19 protein-coding genes and 2 pseudogenes are annotated in these 24,181 nt (G+C 74.2%); 11 read left to right on the forward strand and 10 right to left on the reverse strand.

Annotation, left to right across the window (positions count from 1 at the left end; genetic code table 11):
• Positions 1-15: 15 nt before the first annotated feature.
• On the reverse strand, positions 16-1,446 hold the full coding sequence (locus ACWDUZ_RS01915) for a dihydrolipoyl dehydrogenase family protein (protein WP_451629779.1): 1,431 nt from the start codon (positions 1,444-1,446) through the stop codon (positions 16-18).
• Between the two features lie 139 nt (positions 1,447-1,585).
• Between ACWDUZ_RS01915 and trxA the strand changes: the two genes are divergently transcribed.
• The gene (gene trxA, locus ACWDUZ_RS01920; protein WP_451629780.1) at positions 1,586-1,978 is read left to right on the forward strand and encodes a thioredoxin; all 393 of its coding nucleotides are present in this window, start codon (positions 1,586-1,588) and stop codon (positions 1,976-1,978) included.
• Between the two features lie 95 nt (positions 1,979-2,073).
• Here trxA and ACWDUZ_RS01925 read toward each other — a convergent pair whose 3' ends face one another.
• Positions 2,074-3,108: a LacI family DNA-binding transcriptional regulator gene (locus ACWDUZ_RS01925; RefSeq protein ID WP_451629781.1), complete on the reverse strand. Its 1,035-nt coding sequence runs from the start codon at positions 3,106-3,108 to the stop codon at positions 2,074-2,076.
• Positions 3,109-3,329: 221 nt separating this feature from the next.
• Positions 3,330-3,995: a TetR/AcrR family transcriptional regulator gene (locus ACWDUZ_RS01930; protein WP_451629782.1), complete on the reverse strand. Its 666-nt coding sequence runs from the start codon at positions 3,993-3,995 to the stop codon at positions 3,330-3,332.
• A 120-nt stretch (positions 3,996-4,115) separates the two neighbouring features.
• Between ACWDUZ_RS01930 and ACWDUZ_RS01935 the strand changes: the two genes are divergently transcribed.
• The 6 genes and pseudogenes from ACWDUZ_RS01935 to fxsT all read left to right on the forward strand — a co-directional run bounded on the left by ACWDUZ_RS01935 (position 4,116) and on the right by fxsT (position 14,012).
• Positions 4,116-4,679 carry an NAD(P)H-dependent oxidoreductase gene (locus ACWDUZ_RS01935; protein WP_451629783.1) on the forward strand — a complete coding sequence of 188 codons (564 nt, stop codon included), beginning with the start codon at positions 4,116-4,118 and terminating at the stop codon, positions 4,677-4,679.
• Between the two features lie 329 nt (positions 4,680-5,008).
• Positions 5,009-5,796, forward strand: a pseudogene (locus tag ACWDUZ_RS01940) (alpha/beta hydrolase fold domain-containing protein).
• Positions 5,797-6,095: 299 nt separating this feature from the next.
• Complete coding sequence (locus ACWDUZ_RS01945) at positions 6,096-6,998, forward strand: effector-associated domain 2-containing protein (protein WP_451629784.1); 903 nt, start codon at positions 6,096-6,098, stop codon at positions 6,996-6,998.
• On the forward strand, positions 6,995-8,494 hold the full coding sequence (locus tag ACWDUZ_RS01950) for a VMAP-C domain-containing protein (RefSeq protein ID WP_451629785.1): 1,500 nt from the start codon (positions 6,995-6,997) through the stop codon (positions 8,492-8,494). The genes ACWDUZ_RS01945 and ACWDUZ_RS01950 overlap by 4 nt, the downstream gene beginning before the upstream one ends.
• On the forward strand, positions 8,491-9,567 hold the full coding sequence (locus ACWDUZ_RS01955) for an AAA family ATPase (protein WP_451629786.1): 1,077 nt from the start codon (positions 8,491-8,493) through the stop codon (positions 9,565-9,567). Before ACWDUZ_RS01950 ends, ACWDUZ_RS01955 begins: the two co-directional genes overlap by 4 nt.
• The gene (fxsT, locus tag ACWDUZ_RS01960) at positions 9,564-14,012 is read left to right on the forward strand and encodes an FxSxx-COOH system tetratricopeptide repeat protein (RefSeq protein ID WP_451629787.1); all 4,449 of its coding nucleotides are present in this window, start codon (positions 9,564-9,566) and stop codon (positions 14,010-14,012) included. The genes ACWDUZ_RS01955 and fxsT overlap by 4 nt, the downstream gene beginning before the upstream one ends.
• Positions 14,013-14,220: 208 nt before the next feature.
• On the opposite strand, the gene ACWDUZ_RS01965 is transcribed toward fxsT, so the two are convergent.
• Genes ACWDUZ_RS01965 through fxsA form a run of 3 tightly spaced genes read right to left on the reverse strand, consistent with a single transcriptional unit; the run spans position 14,221 to position 17,011 of the window.
• Positions 14,221-15,573 carry an aKG-HExxH-type peptide beta-hydroxylase gene (locus ACWDUZ_RS01965; protein ID WP_451629788.1) on the reverse strand — a complete coding sequence of 451 codons (1,353 nt, stop codon included), beginning with the start codon at positions 15,571-15,573 and terminating at the stop codon, positions 14,221-14,223.
• On the reverse strand, positions 15,570-16,835 hold the full coding sequence (locus ACWDUZ_RS01970; protein WP_451629789.1) for an FxsB family cyclophane-forming radical SAM/SPASM peptide maturase: 1,266 nt from the start codon (positions 16,833-16,835) through the stop codon (positions 15,570-15,572). The genes ACWDUZ_RS01965 and ACWDUZ_RS01970 overlap by 4 nt, the downstream gene beginning before the upstream one ends.
• Positions 16,832-17,011, reverse strand: coding sequence for an FxSxx-COOH cyclophane-containing RiPP peptide (fxsA, locus tag ACWDUZ_RS01975; protein ID WP_451629790.1), 180 nt, complete (start codon positions 17,009-17,011; stop codon positions 16,832-16,834). The genes ACWDUZ_RS01970 and fxsA overlap by 4 nt, the downstream gene beginning before the upstream one ends.
• 367 nt (positions 17,012-17,378) lie before the next feature.
• Here fxsA and ACWDUZ_RS01980 point away from each other — a divergent pair, with 367 nt between their 5' ends.
• Entirely contained in the window at positions 17,379-18,845 is a 1,467-nt protein-coding gene (locus ACWDUZ_RS01980; protein WP_451629791.1) for a chloride channel protein, read from the forward strand.
• A gap of 15 nt (positions 18,846-18,860) precedes the next feature.
• On the opposite strand, the gene ACWDUZ_RS01985 is transcribed toward ACWDUZ_RS01980, so the two are convergent.
• The 3 genes from ACWDUZ_RS01985 to ACWDUZ_RS01995 form a co-directional block, all read right to left on the reverse strand.
• Entirely contained in the window at positions 18,861-19,295 is a 435-nt protein-coding gene (locus tag ACWDUZ_RS01985; protein ID WP_451629792.1) for a CU044_2847 family protein, read from the reverse strand.
• 138 nt (positions 19,296-19,433) lie between these two features.
• Positions 19,434-19,865, reverse strand: coding sequence for a hypothetical protein (locus ACWDUZ_RS01990; protein ID WP_451629793.1), 432 nt, complete (start codon positions 19,863-19,865; stop codon positions 19,434-19,436).
• Between the two features lie 118 nt (positions 19,866-19,983).
• The gene (locus tag ACWDUZ_RS01995; protein WP_451629794.1) at positions 19,984-20,652 is read right to left on the reverse strand and encodes a helix-turn-helix transcriptional regulator; all 669 of its coding nucleotides are present in this window, start codon (positions 20,650-20,652) and stop codon (positions 19,984-19,986) included.
• 349 nt (positions 20,653-21,001) lie between these two features.
• Between ACWDUZ_RS01995 and ACWDUZ_RS02000 the strand changes: the two genes are divergently transcribed.
• The gene (locus tag ACWDUZ_RS02000; protein ID WP_451629795.1) at positions 21,002-21,490 is read left to right on the forward strand and encodes a type II toxin-antitoxin system PemK/MazF family toxin; all 489 of its coding nucleotides are present in this window, start codon (positions 21,002-21,004) and stop codon (positions 21,488-21,490) included.
• Between the two features lie 80 nt (positions 21,491-21,570).
• Here the strand turns inward: ACWDUZ_RS02000 and ACWDUZ_RS02005 are convergent, their stop codons facing one another.
• Positions 21,571-22,380: a TIGR02452 family protein gene (locus ACWDUZ_RS02005; protein ID WP_451629796.1), complete on the reverse strand. Its 810-nt coding sequence runs from the start codon at positions 22,378-22,380 to the stop codon at positions 21,571-21,573.
• A 296-nt stretch (positions 22,381-22,676) separates the two neighbouring features.
• Between ACWDUZ_RS02005 and egtA the strand changes: the two genes are divergently transcribed.
• Both egtA and ACWDUZ_RS02015 read left to right on the forward strand, forming a co-directional pair.
• Positions 22,677-23,993 (forward strand): ergothioneine biosynthesis glutamate--cysteine ligase EgtA, encoded by a 1,317-nt coding sequence (gene egtA / locus ACWDUZ_RS02010; RefSeq protein WP_451629797.1) that lies wholly within the window; start codon positions 22,677-22,679, stop codon positions 23,991-23,993.
• A pseudogene (locus ACWDUZ_RS02015) lies at positions 23,990-24,181 on the forward strand (ergothioneine biosynthesis protein EgtB); the annotation flags it as partial. The gene egtA and the pseudogene ACWDUZ_RS02015, both read left to right, overlap by 4 nt.

Consider the following 24,181-nt stretch of genomic DNA (forward strand, 5'->3'; position numbering starts at 1 on the left):
TCGCCGCCGCTGCCGTCAGCCCCGGTACGCCTCCAGCAGGCGCAGCCACACCTCGCTGATCGTCGGATAGGACGGGACCGCGTGCCAGAGCCGGTCGACCGGGACCTGTCCGGCGACGACGACGGTCGCCGAGTGGAGCAGCTCACCGATGCCGGCGCCGACGAAGGTGACGCCAAGCAGGATTCCCTCGTCCAGGTCGACCACCATGCGCGCGCGGCCACGGTAGCCCTCCCCGTAGAGCCCGGCCCCGGCGACCGAGGAGAGGTCCACGTCGACGGCGCGGACCCGGTGGCCGGCCTGTTCGGCCTCCGCCAGCGACAGGCCCACGGCGGCGGCCTCCGGGTCGGTGAAGACGACCTGCGGTACGGCGTGGTGGTCCGCCGTGGCCGCGTGCGGGCCCCACGGGGCGGGCTCGCTCAGCGCCTTACCGGCGGCTCGGGCGCCGATGGCGTCGCCGGCGATCCGGGCCTGGTACTTGCCCTGGTGGGTGAGGAGGGCACGGTGGTTGACGTCGCCGCAGGCGTAGAGCCAGTCGCTGCCCTCGACCCGCAGCGTGTCGTCGACCGTGAGCCAGGATCCCGGCTGGAGGCCGATGGTCTTCAGCCCTATGTCCTCGGTGCGCGGGGCCCGTCCGGTGCCGAAGAGGATCTCGTCGGCCTCGATCCGGTCGCCCGCACCGGTGACGGCCACGACGGTGCCGTTCTCCCGGGTCACCGACTCCACCGAGGTGCCGGTGCGGATGTCGGCACCCGCCTCCGCGAGCGCCTCGGCGACCAGCTCACCGGCGAAGGGCTCCATCCGGGGCAGCAGCCCCTTGCCGCGGACCAGGACGGTGACCTGGGAGCCCAGCGCCTGGTACACGGTGGCCATCTCGGTGGCGACCACGCCTCCGCCGACCACGATCAGCCGCTCGGGCACCTCCTTGGCGGAGGTGGCCTCGCGGCTGGTCCACGGCCGGACCTCGGCGAGACCGGGCAGGTCGGGCAGTTTGGCGCCGGTGCCGGTGCACACGGCGACGGCGTGCCGGGCGGTCAGCGTCACCTGCCCGCCGTCCGGGCCGGTCACCGTGACCGTGCGCGGGCCGGCGAGGCGGCCGTGGCCGCGGTACAGGTCGGCGCCGACGCCCTCCAGCCACCTCACCTGGCCGTCGTCGTGCCAATGGGAGGTGTATTCGTCGCGGCGGGCGAGGACCGCGGCCACGTCGAGGGGGCCTTGCACCGCCTGGCTCAGACCGGGCAGGCGGCGGGCGTCGGCACGTGCGATGACCGGGCGCAGCAGGGCCTTGCTGGGCATGCACGCCCAGTAGGAGCACTCGCCGCCGACCAGCTCGCTCTCCACGACCGCGGTGGACAGGCCGGCCGCGCGGGTGCGGTCGGCCACGTTCTCCCCCACGGGTCCGCCGCCCAGCACCACGACGTCGTACGCGATGGTTTCCGTTTCCGTCATGACGTCAGTCTGGTGGGTGGTGTGCGCCGTGGCCACACGGGTACGCGCGCGGAATACCCGTAGGGTCGGCCGTGTTGTGCCGACGCCCTGGTCTTCGAACCAGGGAGTACGTCCCCACACCAGGAAGAGGGAATACGCCATGAGCAGCACCGTGGAGCTGACCAAGGAGAACTTCGACCAGACGGTCACCGAGAACGAGTTCGTTCTCATCGACTTCTGGGCGTCCTGGTGCGGGCCGTGCCGTTCGTTCGCCCCGGTCTACGAGAAGGCGGCCGAGGACAACCCGGACCTGGTGTTCGGCAAGGTCGACACCGAGGCGCAGCCGGAGCTGGCGGCAGCCTTCGGTATCCAGTCCATCCCCACGCTGATGATCGTCCGCGACCAGGTGGCCGTGTTCGCGCAGCCGGGAGCGCTGCCCGAGGCCGCCCTGGCGGACGTGATCGGCCAGGCCCGCAAGCTGGACATGGACGAGGTCCGCAAGGCCGTCGCCGAGCAGCAGGGGCAGGAGCAGACCGGCTCTGACGGGAAGTAGAGCCTTTCCTCGTGACGGGCCCGTCCTCGTGACGGGCCCGTCTTTCATGACCTGACCGGTTGCCCGTCGGCGGGTCCGTCCCCCGGCGCCGGGGGTCAGGTGGACTCGCGCTGCACCACCGTCGCGCCGAGCACCGTCCGCCGTTCGAGTCCCGCGCCCGGGTGGTGTACGGCCCGGTCGACGAGGTCGGCGACGTAGCGGCCGGAGGGCAGGTCTATGTGCACGGTGCTCAGGCGGGGCCGCAGCAGCCGGCCGAGCATCAGGTCGTCGGCGCCGAGCACGGCCGTGTCCTCGGGGATGCGCACGCCGTGGTCCTGCAGAGCGCGCATCAGCAGCATCGCGTACTCGTCGTTGTAGGCGAACACCGCGTCCAGACCCAGCCCGGGCCAGCGGGTGGCGAGGCGGGCCGCGGACTCCTCGTCGTAGCCGAGGGGCAGTTCGGTCACGGTCCCGTCGGTGCCGCGCAGGGCGTGCCGTACGCCGGCCAGCCGGGGTCGGGAGAAGATGTCGAGGCCGCTTTCCTCGGGCACGACCACACCGATCCGGCGTCGGCCGCGGGCGTGGAGGTGGGCGCCCGCGCGGTGACCGACGCTCTCGTTGTCCATCAGCAGGGCGTGGGCGCCGTCCACGGGTTCGGGTCCGAGGGTGACGACGGCGCGGGCACCGGAGCGCTTGAGCACGGCGACGCCGACCGGGCCTATCCCGGCCCCGGGGACCAGGACGGCGACCGGCCGTAACTCGGCCCAGGCGCGAACGGCCTCGTCGCCGTCCAGGCCGACGCGCCCGTGCTGCACCACGGTGTAGTCCAGGCGGCCGAGCGCCCACTGGAGTTCGTTGAGGTACCTGCTGTAGAGCGGGCCGGGCGCGAAGGCGGGGGCGGGCATCAGCACGATCCGGGTGTGCCCGGCGCGCAGGCTGCGCGCGGCGGCGTGGGGGACGTACCCGAGTTCCCTGGCGGCCTCGTGGACCCGGCGGCGGGTGGGTTCGCTGATGCGTACGGCGCCGGTGTTGTTCAGGACGTAGGAGACGGTCGCGCGCGAGACGCCCGCCAGGCGGGCCACATCGGCACTCGTGGGGACGGAGTGCGGTGCGGGTGACGAGGACGCGGCGGGTTCTGGTATCTGCACCATGACGTACCGCATCTTGGCAGAAGGCACGGAGCGCGGCCCGGGCAGGGGGCGCGCGGCCGCTGGAAGAGGGCCGGGCAGGGGCGCGGGGCCGCTGGGCGGGGCCGGCACGAGATGAGTCTCGCGGACGGTTCCGTGCTCACCACGGCTGCGCCGGCCGGCGCCGACGGCGCATGGTCGCGGCGCCGGCGAGCGCTCTCAGGCTCCCGGTGGACCCCACGCTCTCAGCGGGCGCCCCCGCTGCCGGTCACGCGTTCGACGAGGTCGAACCAGCCCGCCTGCAACCGGTCCATCGGCATCTGGCACTGCCGGGTCAGGTGATGGATCAGGGCGGGTTCGAGGTAGCCCATCAGCGTCTGCGCGAGCAGTTCGCAGTCCGCCTCCGGGACCACCTGCCGCAGCAGCATGAGCACGTGGCCGTAGCGCACCTGGCGGGGCGGGAGGAGGAAGCGGCGGCCGGGGCCGGGCTCGGCCGCCAGTTGCAGCTCCAGGTCGTCGGCGGCGCGGCGCAGCGCGGCGCAGCCGAACGCGCGCAGCCGCTCCACCGGCGGCGCGCCGGGACCCAGCGGGGCCGGGCCGCTGAGGAAGGACGCCTGGAACTTCCGCTCGGAGTGGTCCAGCAGCGCCGTGAGCAGGCCGTTTCGGTCGCCGAAGCGGCGGAAGACCGTACCCTTGCCCACCTGTGCGGCCGCGGCGACCGCCTCCATCGTGACGCCGCCCGCGCCGTGCTCCGCGACCAGGCGGGCGGCCGCGTCCAGCAGCCGGGCACGGTTGCGCGCGGCGTCGGCGCGCAGGCAGGGCTCGGCCATACCGGTGCCGAGCTCCAGCAGTACCGGTGTGTTCTCCACGGGCTCCGGAGGCGTGGGGAAGGGCGGGAGGGCGCTGGACATGGAGTCAGGGTAAAGCATCGGGAATGAAACTGGACCGTGGTCCGGTTAGTCTGGTAGAAAATTAAACGGACCCCGGTCCGGATCGTCACGGCAGTGTTTCAGCCCCCATTTGGAGTTCGCATGTCTGTTCGCATCCTCGCGCTCGTCGGTAGCCTTCGTGCCGGTTCGCACAACCGCCAGCTCGCCGAGGCGGCGGTCAAGCTCGCCCCCACGGGCGCCGAGGTCGAGCTGTTCGAGGGCCTGGCCGAGATCCCGTTCTACAACGAGGACATCGACGTCGAGGGCAACGTGCCGGCCCCCGCCGCCAGGCTGCGCGCCGCGGCGCAGGCCGCCGACGCCTTCCTGCTCTTCTCCCCCGAGTACAACGGCACCATCCCGGCCGTGCTGAAGAACGCCATCGACTGGCTGTCCCGCCCGCACGGCGCCGGCGCCTTCGGCGGCAAGCCCGTCGCCGTGGTGGGCACCGCCTTCGGCCAGTACGGCGGCGTCTGGGCCCAGGACGAGGCCCGCAAGGCCGTGGGCATCGCCGGCGGCAAGGTCATCGAGGACATCAAGCTGTCCATCCCCGGCTCCGTGACCCGCTTCGCCGAGACCCACCCGGTCGACGACGCCGAGGTCGCCGCCCAGCTGACCGAGGTCGTCGCCCGCCTGCACGGCCACGCCGGCGAGACCGTCGCCGCCTGACCCGACGGAGACGAACGCGGTGAGGGGCCTGAGCCGAACGCTCAGGCCCCTCACCGCGTTCAAGCACGCTCTCGGCCCCGCATCACGACACGCCGGACGGCCCGGCGGGCGAAGCGGCCGGCAGGACCATCCGGAAGGGCCGGTGGCCGCCCGCCGGTCGGCGGGACATGTCCGCCGCGCGGCGGCGTCCGCGCCTCGTGGGCGGGTACAGGGACAAGGCACGTCCGCCGCGCGACGGCACGTGTACGTCCGTGGAGCCGACGGCGCGTGTGCGCCCACCCGACGGCCGTACGAGCCGCCGCGCACCGCGATCCGCCCGAGGAGGCGCCATGCCGCCGGTCCCGCCCCCGTTCGACCACGAACTCGCCGCCGCCCTTGAGGAGACCGATGGCCTGGTGGGGCCCGGGTTCGCGCCGGAGGACACCGCGACCGCCCGGCGGAGTGCCGCCGTGGAACTCCTGGACGAGCTGCTTTGGAGTGGGCGCAGGAGGTGGGCGCGGCCGTGGTGTCGGTGGAGTACCGGCTGGCGCCGGAGCACCCGCACCCCGCGCCGGTCCGCGACGTGCACGCGGGCCTGCTGTGGGCAGCGGAACACGCGCGGGAACTCGGCTGCGACCCGGACCGCATCGTGCTCGTCGGCGGGAGCGCCGGCGGCGGACTCGCCGCCGCGCTGGCGCTGCTGCTGAGGGACACCGGAGGACCGCGGCCGATGGACCAGATGCTGATGTCCCCGATGCTCGACGACCGCAACGACACGCCGTCGGCGCACCAGATGGCGGGCGCCGGCGTCTGGGACCGCACGGCCAACGAGACCGCGTGGACGGCGCTGCTCGGCGACCGCCGCGGCGGACCGAACGTGTCGCCGTACGCCGCGCCGGCCCGCGCCGAGGACCTCTCCGGCCTGCCCCCGGCCTTCCTCGACGTCGGCTCCGCCGAGACCTTCCGCGACGAGGTGGTGACCTACGCCTCCCGCATCTGGCGGGCCGGGGGCGTCGCCGAACTCCACGTCTGGCCCGGCGGTTTCCACGGCTTCGACGGCATCGCCCCGCAGGCCGCCCTGTCCCGGGCCGCGCGGGCCGCCCGCGCGGACTGGCTGCGCAGGCTGCCGGCCCTCTGACGACACCGGCGCCGCCGGCCGCTGCCGGCGGCGTCAGGGGAACGGCCGGACGAACACCCCGCCGGCGCGCGTGGATCACCCCGTCACCGGGCACGACACCGGGGGCGGAACGGTGCACGTCGCACGCGACGGCGCCTCCCGGGCGTGCCCGGGGTCGGAAACCGGATTCCGGCGCACAACTGTTACCAGGAGCGGTTGTCTGACAACATCGTGCAAAGGCGGAGCGAACGGGGCGCGGGGTGTCGCAGTCGATCGAGGACTCATGGCGTGTTCGGATTCTCGGCGCGGACAACACACCGGTGGGATCGGGTGTTCTGGTGGACGGGGGGCGGGTGCTGACATGTGCTCATGTCGTGCAGGCCGCACTGGAGTTGGGCGAGGGAGAAAGTCCCGGGGAACGACGTGTCGCCCTGGACCATCCGGGGTCCGTGACCGCTGACCCGTCGCACGGCTGGGTACTGCCGCAGGGCTGGGCCCCGCCCGACCGGGAACGCGCGGACGTCGCGGTGCTCACGCTGAGCGGCCCGGCGCCGTCCGACTGCGTCCCGGCGCGGCTGCGCCCCTGCGGCCCCGTACGACGTCGCGAGGTACGGGTGTTCGGGCAGGCCTCGGCGGCCGGTCCCGGCGTCTGGGTGACGGCCCGGCTGCGGGGAGCGGGCGGGCTGAGCCCGGACTGGGTGCAGTTGGACAGCCCGGACCCGGCCGACGAGCGGGTGCGGGGCGGATACAGCGGGGCCGGTGTCGTCGACGACAGCGGGGACGTCATCGGCATCGTCGTGGCCGCCCGGCGCCCCGCCGGCTCGCGCGTCGCCTGGATGATCCCGGTCGAGGCCGTCGTGCGCTACTGCCCGCTGCTGGGCGACGCGCTGGACGGCGCGCAGGCCCCCGTGCCCGCGCCCGCCTGGCCGCCGGGCGCCGACCGTGAACTGACGACCGCTCTGGTGAAGGTGCCGAGCATGCGCGACCCGCGGCGCCGGGAGAGCGTGCTGCGCGACACCGGCGAGGAGATCTTCGGCCTCGCCGAGCGGTCGCCGGTGCTGATCGAGGACGTGCGCGGGGTCGTCGAACTGTGCCTCCAGTACGCGGACGGCATCGACCGGCTCGCCGCCGCGCTGCGCTGGTACGAACGGGGCTCGCTGCCGATGCGCGAGTTCGAACGGGTCGTCCTGCGGCTGCGCGGCGTGCCGGGGCCGGCGTCATGACGGGTGCCGCCACGCCGCGCACGGACCTGTTCTGGGAGCTGGCGGGTCTGATCGCGCGGATCCCGGGGCTCGGCCACCAGCGTCCGCTGCGGCGGGCCGCGGAGGCGTTCGCCGAGCACTTCGGACCGCTGGAGGGCGGGGAGCCGTCGGGAATCCTCCGGGAGGACCTCTACGCGACGCTGCGGGAGTGCGACGGCTACCCCGACGGGCTGCGTTTCTACCTCGACACGCTGGGCAGCGGGCGTACCGGCACCCTGGCGTGGGCGGCGGTGGAGCAGATGTACCTGCGGCTGTACCCGGAGCGGCTGCTCACGCACACCGAGCGCGAGGAGCTGTGCGCCCTGCTGGCGACGTGCGCGCCGGGTACGCGGCTCGGGCCGGCCGCCCTGCGGTTCCTGCCGTTCCTGCCGCCGGGCGACGGCGACGCCGGCGGGTCGGAGGCGCCGGGGGCGCTGCTCGACGCGCTGGAGGACACGCTCGTACTGGAGGACGAGGCGCACCCGCTGCTGTCGTTCGTCGAGGCCGTGGCGGTCAGCCAGCCGCCGCCGCTCGATGCGGAGTTGCGGGACTGGAGCGACAAGGTCGCGCACCGCATCGGCTGCCCTCAGGAGGTCCTCCAGTGGGCCCGGGCCCGGGAGGCGGCACGCGTGGGGCGGCCCTTCGACCCGTCCCGTCTGCTGGTGGAGATCGTGGCGCATCCGGCCGCCCCCGAGGAGTACCACGTACGGGGCTGGCTGCTGGCCACGCGGGAGGGGCCGGCCTCGCTGCTCGCCGACTGCCGGGTGACCTCGCGCGGCGCGCTGGAGGAGACCGTCGCCGCACTGCACCAGACAGTGCTGGAGCGGCTGGGTGAGCTGAGCGCCGGGCTGCGGGTGGAGTTCCTGCTGCCCAGACCGCTGCTGTGGCTGGATGTGGACCAGTTCCCGGTGCGACCGGCGGGTTCGGTGGCGCGGCCGATCGGAGCCGATCACACTGTGCTGGTGCGCAGTAGAGACCGGTTCCACAAGCGGTACTGGTGGCCCGCCCTGCACCGCCGCCTGGCCTGGCTGCACTCGAACCCGGACGGCGGTTTCGAGGCGCCCGCCGTGCGCTACGTCGCGCCGGGCGGTGTCCCCGCCCCGTACGAGCTGCTCACCGAGCTGCGAGACGGTGAGACCCCGTTCTGCTTCGTGCTGCTGGAACCCCCGCCGTGGGACGGCGACCCGGCGGCGGACCCGGTGTACGTTCTGCTGGAGGTCGGCATCCCGGCCATCGTCGCGCTGCGCCGCCAGGGCCACCACGCCGAGGCCCGGCCGCAGTTGTGGAAAGTGCTGGCCGGGAGGTTGGATGCGCTGCCCGACCGGGTACGACATCTGCGGGGCGTCGGTCCGGGCGGCGGCGCAGCGGTGAAGCTGGACCTGCATCGCCACGTCACCCTAGTGTGGGACAGCCAAGACGGACTGGAGGGGGCGGAGGCCGCGCTCGGGCATCCGCGGACCGGGGGTGGCCATCCATGAGCGGGGAGTCGACCGACCAGCAGGAGGCGCGGCATCCCCGTCCTCCCGCGTGGTGGGTGTTCCGGGACAACGGCGCGCAGCACGCGCCGTCCGACCCGCTGCCTCCGCTGCCCGTCCCGCCGCCGTGGCGGCGCTTCAGGCCGGCCACCGACAGCCCACCGCTCGACATCCCCGACCCGGGCGACCACACGGACGTCGAACGCAAGCTGGGCTCGCGCCGGCCCGGCACCCTGGACCACGCCGTCGTCGACGTCGTCAACGCGGCGATCCTGCTGCGCCGTCCGCTGCTGGTCACCGGGCAGCCGGGCACCGGGAAGTCCAGCCTCGCCCACCAGATCGCCGCCGAACTGGGCCTGGGCCGGGTGCTGTGGTGGCCCGTCGTCAGCCGCACCACCCTGCGTGACGGGCTGTACGACTACGACGCGATCGGCCGGGTGCAGGACACGCCGACGGCGGCGGCCCCCGGCGCGGAGCGCGGGCCGCTGCCCGACGTGGGACGCTATCTGACGCTCGGTCCGCTCGGCACCGCGCTGCTGCCGTGGAAGCGCCCGCGGGTGCTGCTCGTCGACGAGCTGGACAAGAGCGACATCGACCTGCCCAATGACCTGCTGCACATCTTCGAGGAGGGCGAGTACCGGATCCGGGAACTGGAGCGGCTCGGTCAGTCCCGCCGCGAGGCGAGCGTGGGCACCGCCGACCACGGATTACCCGTGGTGGTGCGCGACGGCCGGGTGCGCTGCTCGGAGTTCCCGATCGTAGTGATCACCAGCAACGGGGAGCGAGCCTTCTCCCCCGCCTTCCGCCGCCGGTGTCTGGAGGTCGAACTCGCCGCCCCGGACGAGGAGCGGCTGGCCGCGATGGTGGAGGCGCACTTCGGCCCCCAGACGGATGCGCGCACACGGCAGCTGGTCCGTTCGTTCCTGAAGGAGCGCGGCGACGGTTCGCTCGCCGCCGACCAGCTCCTGAACACCGTGCACATGCTGACGAACGGCGCCGCCGACGCCGACGAGGCGTCCTGGACGCAGTTGCGGGCCGCGTTGTGGCGCAGCCTGGCGACGGACTCCTCGCCATGACCGGCCGTGCGGGTTCGGCGCCGACGGCACGCGAGTGGGCGGAGGCGCTCTGGCTGACCGAGCGCATCGGGGCGGCCGACGGCGCACTGTCGGAACGGGCCGCGCAGGCGGACGCGCCGGCGACGAGCGCCGTCTACACCCCCGAGCACCTCCCGAACGCCCGGGGCGCCGACGGCTCCCCGCCGGAGGCGGCCTCGCGGCCTCCGCTCACCGCCGGGACCGAGGCCGCCCCGGAGCTCGACCTGCCCGGCGCACCCCGGCCGGGCGGTCCGGGTGGTTCCGGCGCGCCGGCCACGGAGCCGGCGCGGCCCCGGCGTGACACGGTTGACACGGGGGACACGCCCGCCGCCGTGCCCTTGCTCGGGACGGCCTCGGGGCGACTGGCCCGCGGCCCGCTGCACGACATGGGTTCCCCGGTCGGCTCCCCGGCCGGTGCCCCGCTGCTGTTCGACATCGACACACGCCCCGGCGTCCTGCGCGACCCCCTGCGCTTCGCCCGGACCCTGCGTCCCTTCAACCGCCGGATCCCCTCCCGCCACCGCTCCACCCTGGACGACGAGCAGACCGCGGTGCGGTCGGCCGAGCTGGGCCGGTGGACCCCGGTGCTGGTGGACGTGCCGGACCGGTGGTTCGAGGTCGCCCTCGTCGTCGAGCAGAGCGTGTCCATGGCCCTGTGGCGCGGCGTCGCGCACGAGCTCGCCGAACTCCTGCGCCGTCAGGGCGCGTTCGCCGACGTACGGATCTGGTGGCTGGACACCCGCGGCGGCAAGTCGGCGCGGTTGCGCTCGGAGCGGGGCGGCCCCGCGCGCGACCCGGGGGAGCTGCTCCATCCGCAGGGGCGCCGGCTGGTGCTGCTGATGAGCGACTGCGTGGGCGACGCCTGGGCTTCGGGCAGCGTGCCCCGGCTGCTGCACCGGTGGGCCCGGCAGGCGCCGGTCGCGGTGCTCCAGCCGCTGCCCAGCCGGCTGTGGGACCTGTGCGAGGCGGTCCCCCGCGATCTGCGGGTGCGGGCCGTGGCGGCCGGGCTGCCCAACGCACTCCTGCTGCTGCGCCGCAACCGGCGCTGGGTGCGCCCGCGCGCGCTGCCGGTCCCGGTGCTCGAACTGGAGAGCGCCTGGTTCGGGGGCTGGGCGCGCATGGTGACGGGCGAGGCGCCGGCGCACAGCGATGTGACGGCCCTGCTCGTGGACGAGCAGGGCCTGGCGCCGGAGTCCCTGCCGCCGCTCTCCCCGGACCACCGGCCGCGGCCCGTCTCCGCCGAACAGGCGGTGCGCCGCTTCCTGCGCAACGCCTCCCCGCAGGCGCGCAAGCTGGCCGCACAGCTCGCGATGGTCCCGCTGCGGCCGGACGTGGTCGATGCGGTGCAGCGGCTGCTGGGCCGGGCGACCGGACCGCTGCCGTTCGCGGAGATCCTGCTCGGCGGGCTGCTGGCGGCGCACGGCGGCACGGGCGCCGACGGGCCGCGCTACGAGTTTCTGGACGGCGTGCGCGAGCGGCTGCTGCGCGGCCTCGGACGGACCGAGACCCTGCGCACGCTCCAGGAGGTGACGGCGGTCGCCGGGCGGGTGATGGGCGCGCGCATCGGGCTCCTGGGCACCCTGGTGGCCGCGCCCGCCGAACTGGACGAGGCGGGGCTGGGCGACGCCGACCACGAGCTGCTGTCGGCGGCGGAGCCCGCCCTGGCGGCGCTCGGACCGGCCTACAGAGGCGCGCTGGCCCGCGCACGGGCGCACTCGTCTTTGGGGACGGCCGCCGAGGGGGAGGACAGCGGGCGTCGGTCCGCCGCGCCCGGCGCAGAGGAAGCGCCCACCACTCCTCCCCCCAGGGAACCGGCTCAGCGCATGGAGGTCGTGTCGATGGATCCCGCCTCGTCCCGTACGACGCACCCCGCTCCGGGCGTCGATCGGCCGGACCCGCAGGGCGGCGCCGGCGCCACACGGCCGCCGATGCCCGCCCGGCTGCCGCGGACCATGCCGCTGCCCCAGGCCTCGTACTTCACCGGCCGGGAGGAGGAGCTGGACCGGCTGCGGGCCATGCTGAACTCGGGCGACCGGGCGGCCGTCCTGCCGTACGCCCTGTACGGCATGGGCGGGGTGGGCAAGACCCGGCTGGCCGTGGAGTACGTGCACCGCCACCACACCGAGTACGAGCGGATCTGGTGGATCGACGCCGAGCAGCCGGCCGTCATCCGGCAACAACTCGCCTCGCTGGTCCCGGACTTCGGCACGGCGGCCGACGGTCCCGGCGACCCCGTGGACCGGGTGCTGGCGGCGATGTCCACCGGGACCCCGTTCCGACGCTGGCTGCTGGTGATGGACAACGCGGGGGCGCCCGAGGACATCGTGCCGTACATCCCCTCGCTGCTGGGCGTTCCGGACGGGGCGGGCCATGTCCTGGTGACGTCCCGGCACTCCGGGTGGGCGGAGCGGGTCCACGCCCTTCAGGTGGATGTGTTCACCCGGGAGGAGAGCATCGGCTTCCTGCGCCGACGCACTCCGTGGACCAGTCCGCAGGAGGCGGAGCGGCTCGCCGAGTCGCTGGGCGACCTGCCGCTGGCGCTCGAGCACTCGGTCGCGGCCCTGACCCAGTCCGGGATCGACACCGGCACCTATCTGGACCTGCTGGAGAACCGCCGCCGGGAGGTGCTGGAGGAGCCCACCGCCTCCGGCGTCCGGCCCGTCGCGGCGACCTGGCGCACCTCGGTGGACCTGCTGCGCGAGCAGCACCCGCAGGCGCTGGAACTGCTGCGGTTGCTGGCCTTCTTCGGGCCCGAGCCCATCGCGCAGTCCTTCCTGCGCGACGCCCGGCTGCTGAACCTGCCCGACGACCTCGCCCCCGTCGCCCGTGACGAGTTGGCCCGGGGCAGGGCGATCCGGGCCATCAACCAGTACTCGCTGCTGACGGTCAACCCGGCCACCGGCACGATCCAGGTGCACCGGCTGCTCGGCGGCGTCCTGCGGGACGAGCTGTCCGCCGACGAGGCCACCCGGCTGCGCCACCTGGTCCACCAGATCATCGGTGCGCACGATCCCGGTGACTCCCAAAGGCCGGAGAACTGGCGCAACTACGCGGACATCCTGCCCCACCTGGAACCGTCCGGCCTGCTGCACTGCGGGGACGCCGACACCCGCGACACGGCGCTCAACATCCTCGGCTACGTGATCGCCCGCGGCGACTTCCGCGGCGCGGCCCAGCTGGCCCGCCAGGTCGCCGACGTGTGGCACACGGAGCTGGGCCCGGACCACGTCCAGACGCTGTGGGCGCGCCGTCAGCAGGCGAGCGCCCACTGGCAGCTGGCCGAGTTCGACGAGTCGCGGCGGATCAACGAGGACGTGCTCCGGCGGCTGCGTGCCACGCTGGGCGACGACGACGAGTTCACCCTGACCGTGGCCGGCGCCACCGCCGCCGACCTGCGTGCGGCGGGCCGCTTCAGTGAGGCGCTGGCCCTCGACCGCGACGCCTACGACCGCAGCGTCGGGCGCCACGGCGAGGGTAACCCGCACGTGCTGACCGTGGGCCACAACTACAGCGTGAGTCTGCGCGTCAACGGCCTGTACGAGGAGGCGCTCGCGCTGGACGAGCGTATCCACGACGCCCGCCTGGAACTCCTCGGTCCGACGGCCCGCTCGACGCTGTTCTCCATCAACAACGTCGCCCGTGACATGCGCGAGTGCGGCCGCTACGCGGACGCGCTGATCCTCCAGACGAGCACCCTGGCCCGCTACCGCCAGCAGTACGGCGACCAGCACCCGCACACGCTGCGAGCCATCAAGAACATGTCGGTGACCTGCCGCAAGGCGGGCGAGCTGGAACAGGGACTGGCCCTGGCACGGGAGGCGCTGGAGCTGTACCGGGTGCACTTCGGCCCGGACCACATCGACACCCTGGCGGCGCTGACGAACATCTCCAACGACCTTCGCGTGACCGGGGATCCGGAGGGGGCGCGCGAGCACAGCGCCGAGGCCCTGCACCGCTACAGGGCGGTGCTCGGCCCGCGGCACCCGTTGACGGGCGTGGCCGGCGTCGACCACGGGGCGGCCCTGCGCGCCGCCGGGCAGCACGCCGAGGCGCGCCGGGTCGACGAGGAGACGGTGGCCGCCCTCGCCGCGGCGCTGTCCGACGACCACCCCTGGCTGCTGCTCGCGCGAGTCAACCTGGCCACCGACCTGGCCCTGGCCGGCGACCCGGAGGCGGCGCGGACGCTGGGCGAGGAGTGCGCCGGCAGACTCCGGGCGCGCTACGGCGACCGGCACCCGGCGACGCTGGCCGCCCTGACCAACGCCGCCCTGGACATGACCGCTGCGGGCGACGCGGAGGCCAGTGAGGAGCTGCTGGCCTCGGTGCGTCGGCGCTACCTCGCGACACTCGGCCCGGACCATCCGGAGAGCCGGGCGGCCGCGGCCGGTGTGCGCATCGAGTGCGACATCGAGCCGCCGCCGATCTAGGGCTTGCTGTGAAGGCCCCGTCGTCCGCCCGGAGGGCGGGCCCCCCGGCGTCCGGTGCGTGCGATCGCAAGGCGGAGGGTCGCCTTCGTACCGGGCGTACGTGGGCGATCCCGACAACGCGGCGCGCGCGTGCCGGGCGTCGCGGGGCAGGCGGGACTTTCACCACAATCCCTGGCACGCCGTCTGTTCCCCCGTCCGCCTCAGGCGTTCAGGCGTTGTCCCACATGCCCGTTCCGGGGCCGTCGTCCCACTCGGCGAGGACGTCCCGCAGGGCGTGAAGGAGCCGGTGGCCGGTGTCGGTCAGCCAGCCGCCGCGCTCCAGTTCGTCGCAGGCCACCCGGGCGGTGCGCCGCCACCGCTGGTACGGCGCCCGCGCTACCGGGTGACCGAGGACGGCCTCCCGGCGCCAGAACCCGGCGGTCGCCAGGAAGGCCGCCGCGCCCTGGAACAGCGCCGACGGCGGACGGGGCCCGTCACTCCAGGGCGCGTACCCCCGAGCGCCGGGCGGGGCGTCGAGCAGCCGGGTGAGGTCCTGGAGGGCGTACAGCAGGGAGTGCTGGGTCTCGTGGACGAGGGCGGCGGCGAGATCGGCCGGGTCGTCCAGCGGGGCGAGGGCCACGAGCCCGTAGGCGTCGCTGAAGGAGGCGCTCAGCCAGGCCCCGCGGGTGCCGCCGGGCGGGCCGGGCGGCAGCGGGCCGAGAGGGACGACGGCGCGTACGGTGCCGCGTACGGCGTCCGCGCGGTCGGGATGGCGGGCGGCCAGCAGTTCCCAGGCGGCGCCGAGCCGGTCCCGCCAGCGCGCGACTTCGTGCGCGCGAAGGGGGCGCGGGGTGTCGACGTCCAGAGGGCCGTGAGCGTCCAGGCGTATCACGGGGGTTGGGCCGGGGCGACGCGCCGGGAGCAGGATGTGTGGCGCCGGCTCCCAACCGGGCGCGGGCTCCGCCGCCGGGTCCGACGGGAGCAGCACGTCCTGCATGTCCTGCGGGTCCCGCGGGTGCGAGAGGTTCGGTGAGTCGGGTATCCGGACGGCGGTGGGTGTGCCCGGGACGGTGACCGTGGTGGTGCCGTGCGAGTCACGAGTCACGTACGCGGTGGCCGCGGCCGGCTCCAGAGTGGCGCGGCCCAGGCCGGGCAGGTCTACGGCGCCGTGGCGCACCGGCAGCTCCAGCCGGAAGGACATGCCCGCCCGGTGCGCGGCGACTGCGGCGAGCACGGCCACCGGGTCACGGCGGCCGCCGCGTACGGCATCGGCGAGGAGGACTCCTGCGGCGGGATCCGTGACGAGCGCCTCGAAGACGGCGGGTGCCCGCTGACGCACGGCGGCGAGCAGGGCGCTGGGGGCGGAGATGCCGGTGCCGCAGTCCCGGCCGCCGTCTTCGGGCGTGGTCCGGGACGCCTGGTGCGCGGCGCGCAGCAGCAGGAGGTTGCGGCCGGCGCGGGCGGTGCGCAGCACGCTCAGGGTGCCGGCGTCCGGTGTCCCGCGGGCGATCTGCCGCCACAGGTCGGGGGGCAGCGTCAGCGGGGGTGCGGCCGCCGCGGCGGCCGGGCGCTCGTGCGTCAACGGCGGACCCCGGTGGTTCGGGTGACCCCGGTGATCGCGGCGTCCCCGGTGGTCCGGGCGAGGTCGGCGCGGACGACGTCGGCCACGTGCCGGATCAGCGCCATCAGGTCGGGGCAGTACACGGACGGGTTGAGATAGCCGTTGTCGGCGCGGTAGCGGTGCGGGTAGTGACCGCCGCCGCAGACCGCGCCGACCGGGCAGGTGCGGCACTGGGCGGCCAGGGCGCCGGAGGCAAGTTGGCGGGCCGCGACCCCGGGGTGGTCCAGCAGCGCGTCGAACGGATGGCGGTGAACGTCCAGGCCGGTGCGGTCGGCTCCTTCGTACGCCGACTTCAGCTGGTCGGAGAGGGTGAGCGCGCCGTCAGTGTCGACCACGGCGAGCTGGGAGGGGGCACCGCCGATGGTCTCGGTGCGGGTGACTCCGCCGAGCAGCAGGTCGAGGAGCGACTCGAAGAACGCGATGCGCACCGGCGGTCCGGGAGTGGCGTACCAGCGGTCGAAGACCGTGGCCAGCCACTGGCCATAGGGGGTCTCGGAGGGGTCGTCGGTGCGGCCCGGCGGCCGGTGCGTCCAGTTGCCGAGGGGAAGCAGGAGGCGGATCGACGGCGGGTCGTACGACAGCAGGTGCTCGTAGGTGGCCATCGGGTCGGCGGTGACGTCCACGGTGCACAGCAGGCCGGCCCACACGCCGCGGTGCTCGGGCGCGGCCAGACGCCGCAGCGCGCCCGCGACCCGGATGTGGCTGCCGTGTCCGGCGTGGTCGCGGCGGGTGCGGTCGTGGACCTCCGCGGTGCCGTCGATGCTGACCGCGATCCGGATGTCCTCCTCGTGGCACAGCCGCAGTACGTCCTCGTCGAGGAGGGTGCCGTTGGTCTGGATGATCACTTCCGCGGTGGTGGACTCGGGCATGAACGCGCGCAGGGTGCGGGCCAGGCCGCGCAGCAGGGGGACGCCTGCCAGCAGTGGTTCGCCGCCGTGGAGGATGACGCGCACCGAGGCAGGCCGATGGCGTTCGGCGTGTTCGGCGATGCGCCGGCACACCTGTTCGGCCGTGTGCGCCGTCATGGTGTGCGGCTGGGTCCGCCAGAGCCGGTCGGCGGCCTCATAGACATAGCAGTAGGTGCAGGCGAGGTTGCAGCGGCTGTGCACCTTGAGGACGAACTCCCGGAAGGGCAGCGGGCGCGTGCCGGCCGTCCGCAGGGCGGCGACGTCGAGGAGGTCGTCGGGCCAGCGGCCGGGCTCCGCGCGGTCCGTCGGCTTCACGGAGCGGGGGTGGTGGCCCGGCGGGGGCCCTCGGAGGTGTCGCCGCCGGAGTCGTAGGCGGCCACCGGCGCCTCCTCCCCGGCCAGTTGCCGCAGCACGCGGCGCAACGCCTCGGACAGCACGGAGTCGGTGCCTTCCAGAATCTCCTCCAGTGGCAACCCTGTCAGATCCGGCATGTCCGCCGTGCGCTCACCGGCCCCGCTCGGCATCGGTCTCCGCCCCCCACCTGTTGCCGCCACACCATGACTGTCCTTTGCACCGACTTTGAGGATAACCACAGGAACGTGGGCAGGTCAGCCCGCGATTCGGGCGCGAGGCACCGGTTCCGCTGTGGTGGATTGGACGGTTGTGCGATGCGGTGTCACTCTTCTGACCCACCGTCATCCTCCGTCTGGGGGTGCGAGGTTGACCTTGACGCCGGGAAACCGTCAGGCTGACTTGGTGGAGTAGTCGGGTGGCGGGAGAGCACAAGTGGACACGGGGGCGCGTGGTACGGCAGTGCGGCCGGGGCGCCAGTCGTTACGGTCCTGGGGCGCGCGGCTGATGCCTGCCGACGGCGCGGGCGACTCGCCGGCGCGCTGGGTGGTGCCGGCGGTACTGATCGGCGCCGTGGCGGGGCTGGGCGCGGCGGCACTGTTCGGTCTCCTGCACCTGTGCACCGGCTGGTTGCTTGAATCGGTGGCCGGTTACCGGCCCTACCGGACGTCGGCGGAGGGCGGATTCCGTGCGCTCGCGGATTCCGATCGGCCGTGGCTGGTGCCGCTGGTGGCGGCGGGCGGCGCATTGGTGGCCACGGTGTTCGCGCTCTGGCTGGCGCCGGAGGCGCGCGGTCACGGCACGGACGCCGCCATCGCCGCCGCGCACCAGGACCCGACGGGCATGCGCGGCCGGGTGACGGTGGTGAAGCTGGTGGCGTCCGCCCTGACGCTCGGGTCCGGCGGCTCGGGGGGCACGGAAGGACCGGCCGCGCAGATCTCGGCGGCGTTCGGTTCGGTCATCGCCCGGCGCACCGGCATGACACGGGAGCAGGCACGTACGGCCCTGGTGATCGGGCTGGCCTCGGGAGTGGGCGCGATCTTCCGGGCACCGCTCGGCGGGGCACTGCTCGGGGCGGAGATGCTGTATCGCAGGGGCATGGACGCCAGGGTGCTGCCACATGCCCTGATCGCCTCCGTCGCGGGCTGGCTGGCCTTCGGCGCGTGCTTCGGGTTCACACCGGTGCTGGGCGCGCACCCCGGCCAGACGGTGAGCGGCGTGGGCGAGTTCGCCCTGGTGGCCGTCGTCGGGCTGGTCGCGGGCGGCGCGGGCCGACTGTACACGGGGTGTTTCTACGCGGTGCACACACAGGTGGAGGAGCGGGCGCGCGGGCCGCTTGCGCGTCTCGCCGCGCCGACGTCCGCCGCGCTGCTCGTCGGGGGGCTGGGGTTGCTGGTGCCGGGCGTGCTGGGCACCGGGTACGGCCTGATGGAGGCGGTGACCCAGCGTCAGCTGCTGCTGGACCTGCCGCTGGCCGTGGTCCTGGCCCTGCCGCTGGCGAAGATCGTGGGTACGGCGCTGACGGTCGGCTCGGGCGGTTCGGGCGGCATCTTCGGGCCGGGCATGGTGGTGGGCGCCGGTGTGGGCGCGGCGCTGTGGCGACTTGCGGAGCCGCTCGGTATCGCTCCCCACAGCCCGCTGGTCCCGGTGGCGGTCGGGATGGCCGCCTGTCTGGGGTCCGTGGCCCACGCCCCGCTCGGGGTGCTGGTGATGGTGGCGGAGATGCTGGGCGACGCGTCTCTCCTCGGGCCGGGCATCCTGGCCGTGTTGTGCGCCCAGGCGGTCACCGGGCGGACGACGCTGTACCGGAGCCAGTTGGACCGGGTCGGGGCCATGCCGAACCTGGTGAAGATCGCGGGACCACCGGAGGATGCCGTGCCGCCGACGCAGCCCACGCGGGTGGCGCCCATGCGTCGGGAGCCGGCGGACGCGGACCCTGTGGTGATCAAGTCGACGGATGCGATGCCCAAGTGATCCGGGCACCGGAGCTCAGGCGTCGTCCGCGGCTCCGGACGCGTTACGAGCGGTGTCTCCGGCCGCGTCGGGCGTGTCCGTCGTCTCCTCGTCCTCGTCCTCGTCCTGGTTCACCCGCCGGTCCGCGGCGGCGTTCTCCCAGACCACCTTCACCTTCAGGTGCCCTTCGACGCCGGTCCGCGCGATGACCGCGCCCGCCTCCACACTGAACTTGACCCCGAACTCCAGCTCCACCGTGGACGGCGCCGACGGCATCGAGGTGATCCGTCCCAGGGTGCGCGCCGCCACGTCGCGAATCTGGTCGAGGCCGTGCTCGAATCCGTCCACCGCCTGAGGCGGGGCGCCGCCGCGCCGCCGCACCCGCTCCACTCCGGAGTCGTCCTCGGCCACCTCGACGTACACCCCGGCCGAGCCCTCCCCCAACTCGAACCGCACCAGCTCGTCGGACATGAACTCCCCCCGCGTTTCGCCGTGTCAGGTGCCCCCGAGTCGGCCGGGGGCACCAGTACGAGCATCTACCCTCCGCCCTCCTGCCTGATGCCGGGAGCACGTAGGTGTCCGCGAAGATCGGGCGTGCTCGCGGGTCGCTCACGCCGTCAGCAGGCCGATCCCCAGGGCGATCAGCACGGCGACCTTGGCGATCTCCAGGCCCACATAGGCCAGGTGGCCCCGGGAGCGGGTGCCGTGGTCCTCGCCCGCCAGGACGCGGTCGGACCGGCGGTTGAGGCGGGGCCGGACGAAGACCAGCTGGACCAGCAGCAGGACGGCCACCGCCGCGGTCAGCGCGATGACGTGTGTCGGGGCGTCGCCGACGGCCGTCGCGACGATCACGACGACGGCCAGGGCGGCTTCCACCAGGTTCAGCGCCCGGAACACCAGTCGGCCGATGCCCAGGCCGATGGGGATGGTCACCCCGGGTGCGCGGAACTTCAGCGGTGCCTCGAGGAAGGAGATGGCCAGCACCATGCCGAGCCAGACGAAGGTGACCGCGCTCGCCGTGGCGGCCGACGTGGTGTTCATCGATGTGTGCCTCTCTGCCGGGGCGCGGGTCCACGGCCTGCTCGTTTCACGGGGACTTCCGGAGGTTGTGGGGGCTCGGAAGCTCGGGGGTTCGGAAGGGTTCAGCGGTTCCGAGGGCTCAAGGGACCTCGACAGGCTGCATGTGGGCCAGACATGAGTCGGGTTCGGCGAAGGGTTCCAGCCCGGTCGCGGTCAGCGGGGCCCGGAGTCCGTCCAGCGCCCCCTGCATCAGGCCCAGATGGACCGGGCACACCAACGAGCCGTACTCCTCGGCCAGTTCGAGGAACGGGCAGTGCCGCAGCCGGATCCGCTCCGGCGGCTCCCCGGCACCGCTGCTCTCGGGCACCGGGTCGAAGCCCAGGTCGTCCAGCAGGGCGACCAGACGCCCCGTCGCCTCCTCGGCCGTCGGCTCCCGGAAGGGCGGCAGCGGATCGACCAGGTACTGCCCCCACGCACGGCCCGCCTCCGTCGCGGCCGACCGGGCCTCGGGGCCCCGGGACGCCAACTGGCTGAGCAGGATCTGCGCCAGCAGGCGGTAGCCGCGCGGTCCCCCGCGGTCCATGCCGGGCCGCGGGACATAGACGGTCCGGGGACGGCCGGGCCCCGAGGGCTCCTCGAGCCGCCGCTCCACCAGCCCCTCGGTCACCAGGGCGTCCAGATGGAACCGCACGGTGTTGGGGTGCACCCCGATCCGCTCGGCCGTCTCCGTGACCCCCAGCGGCGCGGTGGCCGCGCGCAGCACATCCAGCACCTCGCGTCGCCGAGGACTCCGCCGTGTGGTGGCCACGCCTGCTCACCCCTTCTCAGCTGCGGGGATTTTCTACGAAACCTACTTGGAACAATCGTAGGCCACGCCAAGGAGCGGGCGGCGAGAGGGGTGCGGTAAGACGTCGTCGTCGCGGCGCGCGTACCGGGGACGAGCCCCGGCCGTCGGCCGATGGCCCCACAGTCCGGCTCCCGCACGGCTCCGCCCGCGGCCTCACCGCGGGCGTGGACGGCCCCGTCCGTCCGACGTCCGACCGCGCACCGGCAGCACCCGGCATGCGCGTCCGGCGGCCTGGCGAAGGTTCCTGACGGGCACTCGGCGACGAGGGCCCGGTGATCCGGCGCATCCGGGCACGCTCTAGGGTGCCCCCGTGACTGCCTTCACCGATGACGCCGTCCCGGGCCGCTACGGCCCCACCGCCACCACCGAGGCCGACCCGCGCACGGTCGGTCGGGTGCGCACCGAGTACGCGCCCGCGCACGACGGCGACCCGGACCCCGGGGAGATCGTCTGGACCTGGGTGCCCTTCGAGGAGAACGACGGGCGGGGCAAGGACCGTCCGGTGCTGGTGGTGGCCCGGGAGGCGGCGGGAACCCTGCTCGCCGTCCAGCTCTCGAGCAAGGCGCACGACGGCGCAGCAGGGGGCGCGGTGCAGCCGCTCCAGCGGAGCCGGGGCTTGCCCCGGTGGGTGCCGATCGGGAACGGGCCTTGGGACCGGTCGGGGCGCGACTCCTGGGTGGACGTCGACCGGGTGCTGCGGCTGCACGAGGACGGCATGCGGCGCGAGGCGTGCGCGCTGGACCGGATGCGCTTCAACTCGGTGGTGCACCGGCTGCGGGAGCGGTACGGCTGGAGCTGAGCGTCGGGCTCACGTCCGGGCTCTGATCGACGTCGGGATCGGGCTCGGAGGTACGCGCCCGGGGTGCAGGCGCGCAACAGTCAGGCGAACGCCTGTGCGAACACCGCGCGGACCACGCCGCCCCGGCTGCGGTCCAGCACCCCGAACACCACGTGCTCGAAGGCGTCCCCGAACCGCCCACCGGGCGCGAGCAGCGCGCGGAAGGCGTTCGCCACCTGGACCGGGTCGTTGCGGAACACCCCGCAGCCCCACGCGCCCAGCACCAGTCGCCGGTAGCCGTGCGCGGCGGCCGTCTCCAGCACCCGCTCGGCGCGGACGGCCAGAGCGCGCGGAAGTTCCCCGGCGCGCTCCGGGGCGTCGCGCAGCACGACGCCCGCGTTCGGCGCGGCGGCGGTCAGGAAGCCGGCGGTGTACGGCTCGTCCAGCAGCCGGTGCCGGTCGTCACGGAGGACGGGCACCGCCGGCGAGTGGATCACCCGATCGGAGTAGAGCGGGTCACGGTGGGCCCGGTGGTGGTCGTAGAACTCTTTGCCCGCGAGCAGACAGGTGTGCAGGGCGGAGGCGCGGCACAGGGCCTCCTCCTGGGCCTGGGCGCCGTTGAGGTAGCCGCCGCCGGGGTTGCGGGCCGAGGCGAAGTTCAGGACGGCCACCGGGGGGCCGGCGAGCCGTCGGGCCGCCGCCAGGCTGCTCTCGCCCGTGACCTCGACGCGCGTCTCGACCGGGGTCCAGCCCGGTACGGGCACCGGCTCCGGCCCGTGGACACGGGTGCCGTCCCGAGCGGCCTCGACGGCCGCCGCGATCCGCACCTCGTGTCCGTCGGCGGCGCGGTAGGCGCCCGCCATCACGATCTGCTCCGTCTGCTGCGCGATCCCGCGCAGACGCGCGCTCATAGCGCGACCCCCGTGCGCGCCATGACCGCGCGCCGCGCGGCCTCCCCCGTCGTGCCCATGCACGCATCGTGAGCGATGCTGGACGCGCGGTGCAAACGGGTTTCCGGGACGGAAGTCACCGGCGGGCCCCATGAGGCACCGGCAAACATCGCGGAAACGGAGATTTCAGGGCAGGATGGTCACGATCTGCACCCTTGTGCGAATCGGCCGCAGGGTCTTGGCTGGGACGGTATGACTTGGTCCCGGCCCACCGATCCCGGGCCGGTGGCATGGTGGAATCTCAGGAGGATCCCGACATGTCAGATTCGCCCGCCGCCTCGGCGAGCGGCCGTGTGCAGGGCCGTACGGCCCTCAGCGCGGCCGAGGTCGAGGCACTGGTCAGCGGCATCTGTTTCAAGACCGGACCACCGCGTACCGTCGGCGTCGAGGTGGAGTGGCTCGTCCACGAGCTGCGTACTCCGCACACCCCCGTGACACCCGAACGTCTGGAAGCGGCCTACGCCGCACTGCGGACCGTGCCCCTGAGGTCGGCGCTCACCGTCGAACCCGGCGGTCAGCTGGAGCTGAGCTCGCCGCCCGCCGCCTCCCTGATGGAGTGCATCGGTACCGTCTCCGCCGACCTCGACGCCGTCCGTGCCGTACTGGCCGAGGACGGCCTCCACCTCGTCGGCATCGGCCACGACCCCTGGCACACGCCTCGCAGGTTCCTGCGCGAGAGACGCTACGACGCCCTCGAGGCCTGTCTGGACCGCGGCGGCCCGGCCGGCCGGCACATGATGTGCACCACGGCGTCCGTGCAGGTGTGCCTGGACGCCGGCCACGAGGAGCCGGGACCGCTGGGCCACGTGCGGCGATGGTGGCTCGCGCACCAGCTGGGCCCCGTCCTGGTGGCCGCGTTCGCCAACTCCCCGCTGCTCGGGCGCGTGCCCACCGGCTGGCTCTCCACCCGGCAGCTGATGTGGACGGAGATCGGCCCGGGCCGGGCGGGCGCACCCCCGCTGGACGGCGCCCCGCGCACCGCCTGGGGGCGGCATGTGCTGGACGCACCGGTGATGTGCGTACGCGACGACAGCGGGCCGTGGGAGGTGCCCGAGGCGCTGACGTTCCGGGAGTGGATCCGCTCGGGCCGGCCGAGACCGCCCACCAGAGACGACCTCGAGTACCACATGACCACGCTGTTCCCCCCGGTCAGACCGCGCGGCCACCTGGAACTGCGCATGATCGACGCCCAGCCCGGCGACGACGGGTGGATCGTGCCGCTCGCGGTGGCGACGGCGCTCTTCGACGACCCGGAGGCGGCCGAGACCGCGTACCGGGCGGTGAAGCCGCTCGCCGAACGGACCCTCGCCCTGCCGGCGCCGCACAATCCGCTGTGGACCGACGCCGCCCGCATCGGGCTCGCCGACCCGGAGCTGCACGAGGCGGCGATCGCCTGCTTCGTCGCCGCCCTGGACGCCCTGCCCCGGATCGGCGCCACCACCGAGGTCACCGACGCCGTCGGAACCTACCTGGACCGCTACGTCCTCAAGGGCCGCTGCCCCGCCGACGACCTGCTCGACCGACTGCGCGGCCCGGACCGCCGTCGCGCCCACGGGAAGGACATCCGCCCATGACCGGCCCCGACACCGCGTCCGACGTCACCCCCGGCTCCGCGCCCGACCCCGAGACACTGTCGCCCGACCCCGAGATGCTGCGTGAGCGGGTGCTCGCCTCGCTGATCACCGCCCGGGAGCGTACGACGCTGCTGACCAGTTGCGTCGAGGAGCCCGATCTCACCGCGCAGCACTCGCCGTTGATGTCG

The organism is Streptomyces sp. NPDC003393 (genome assembly GCF_053589015.1).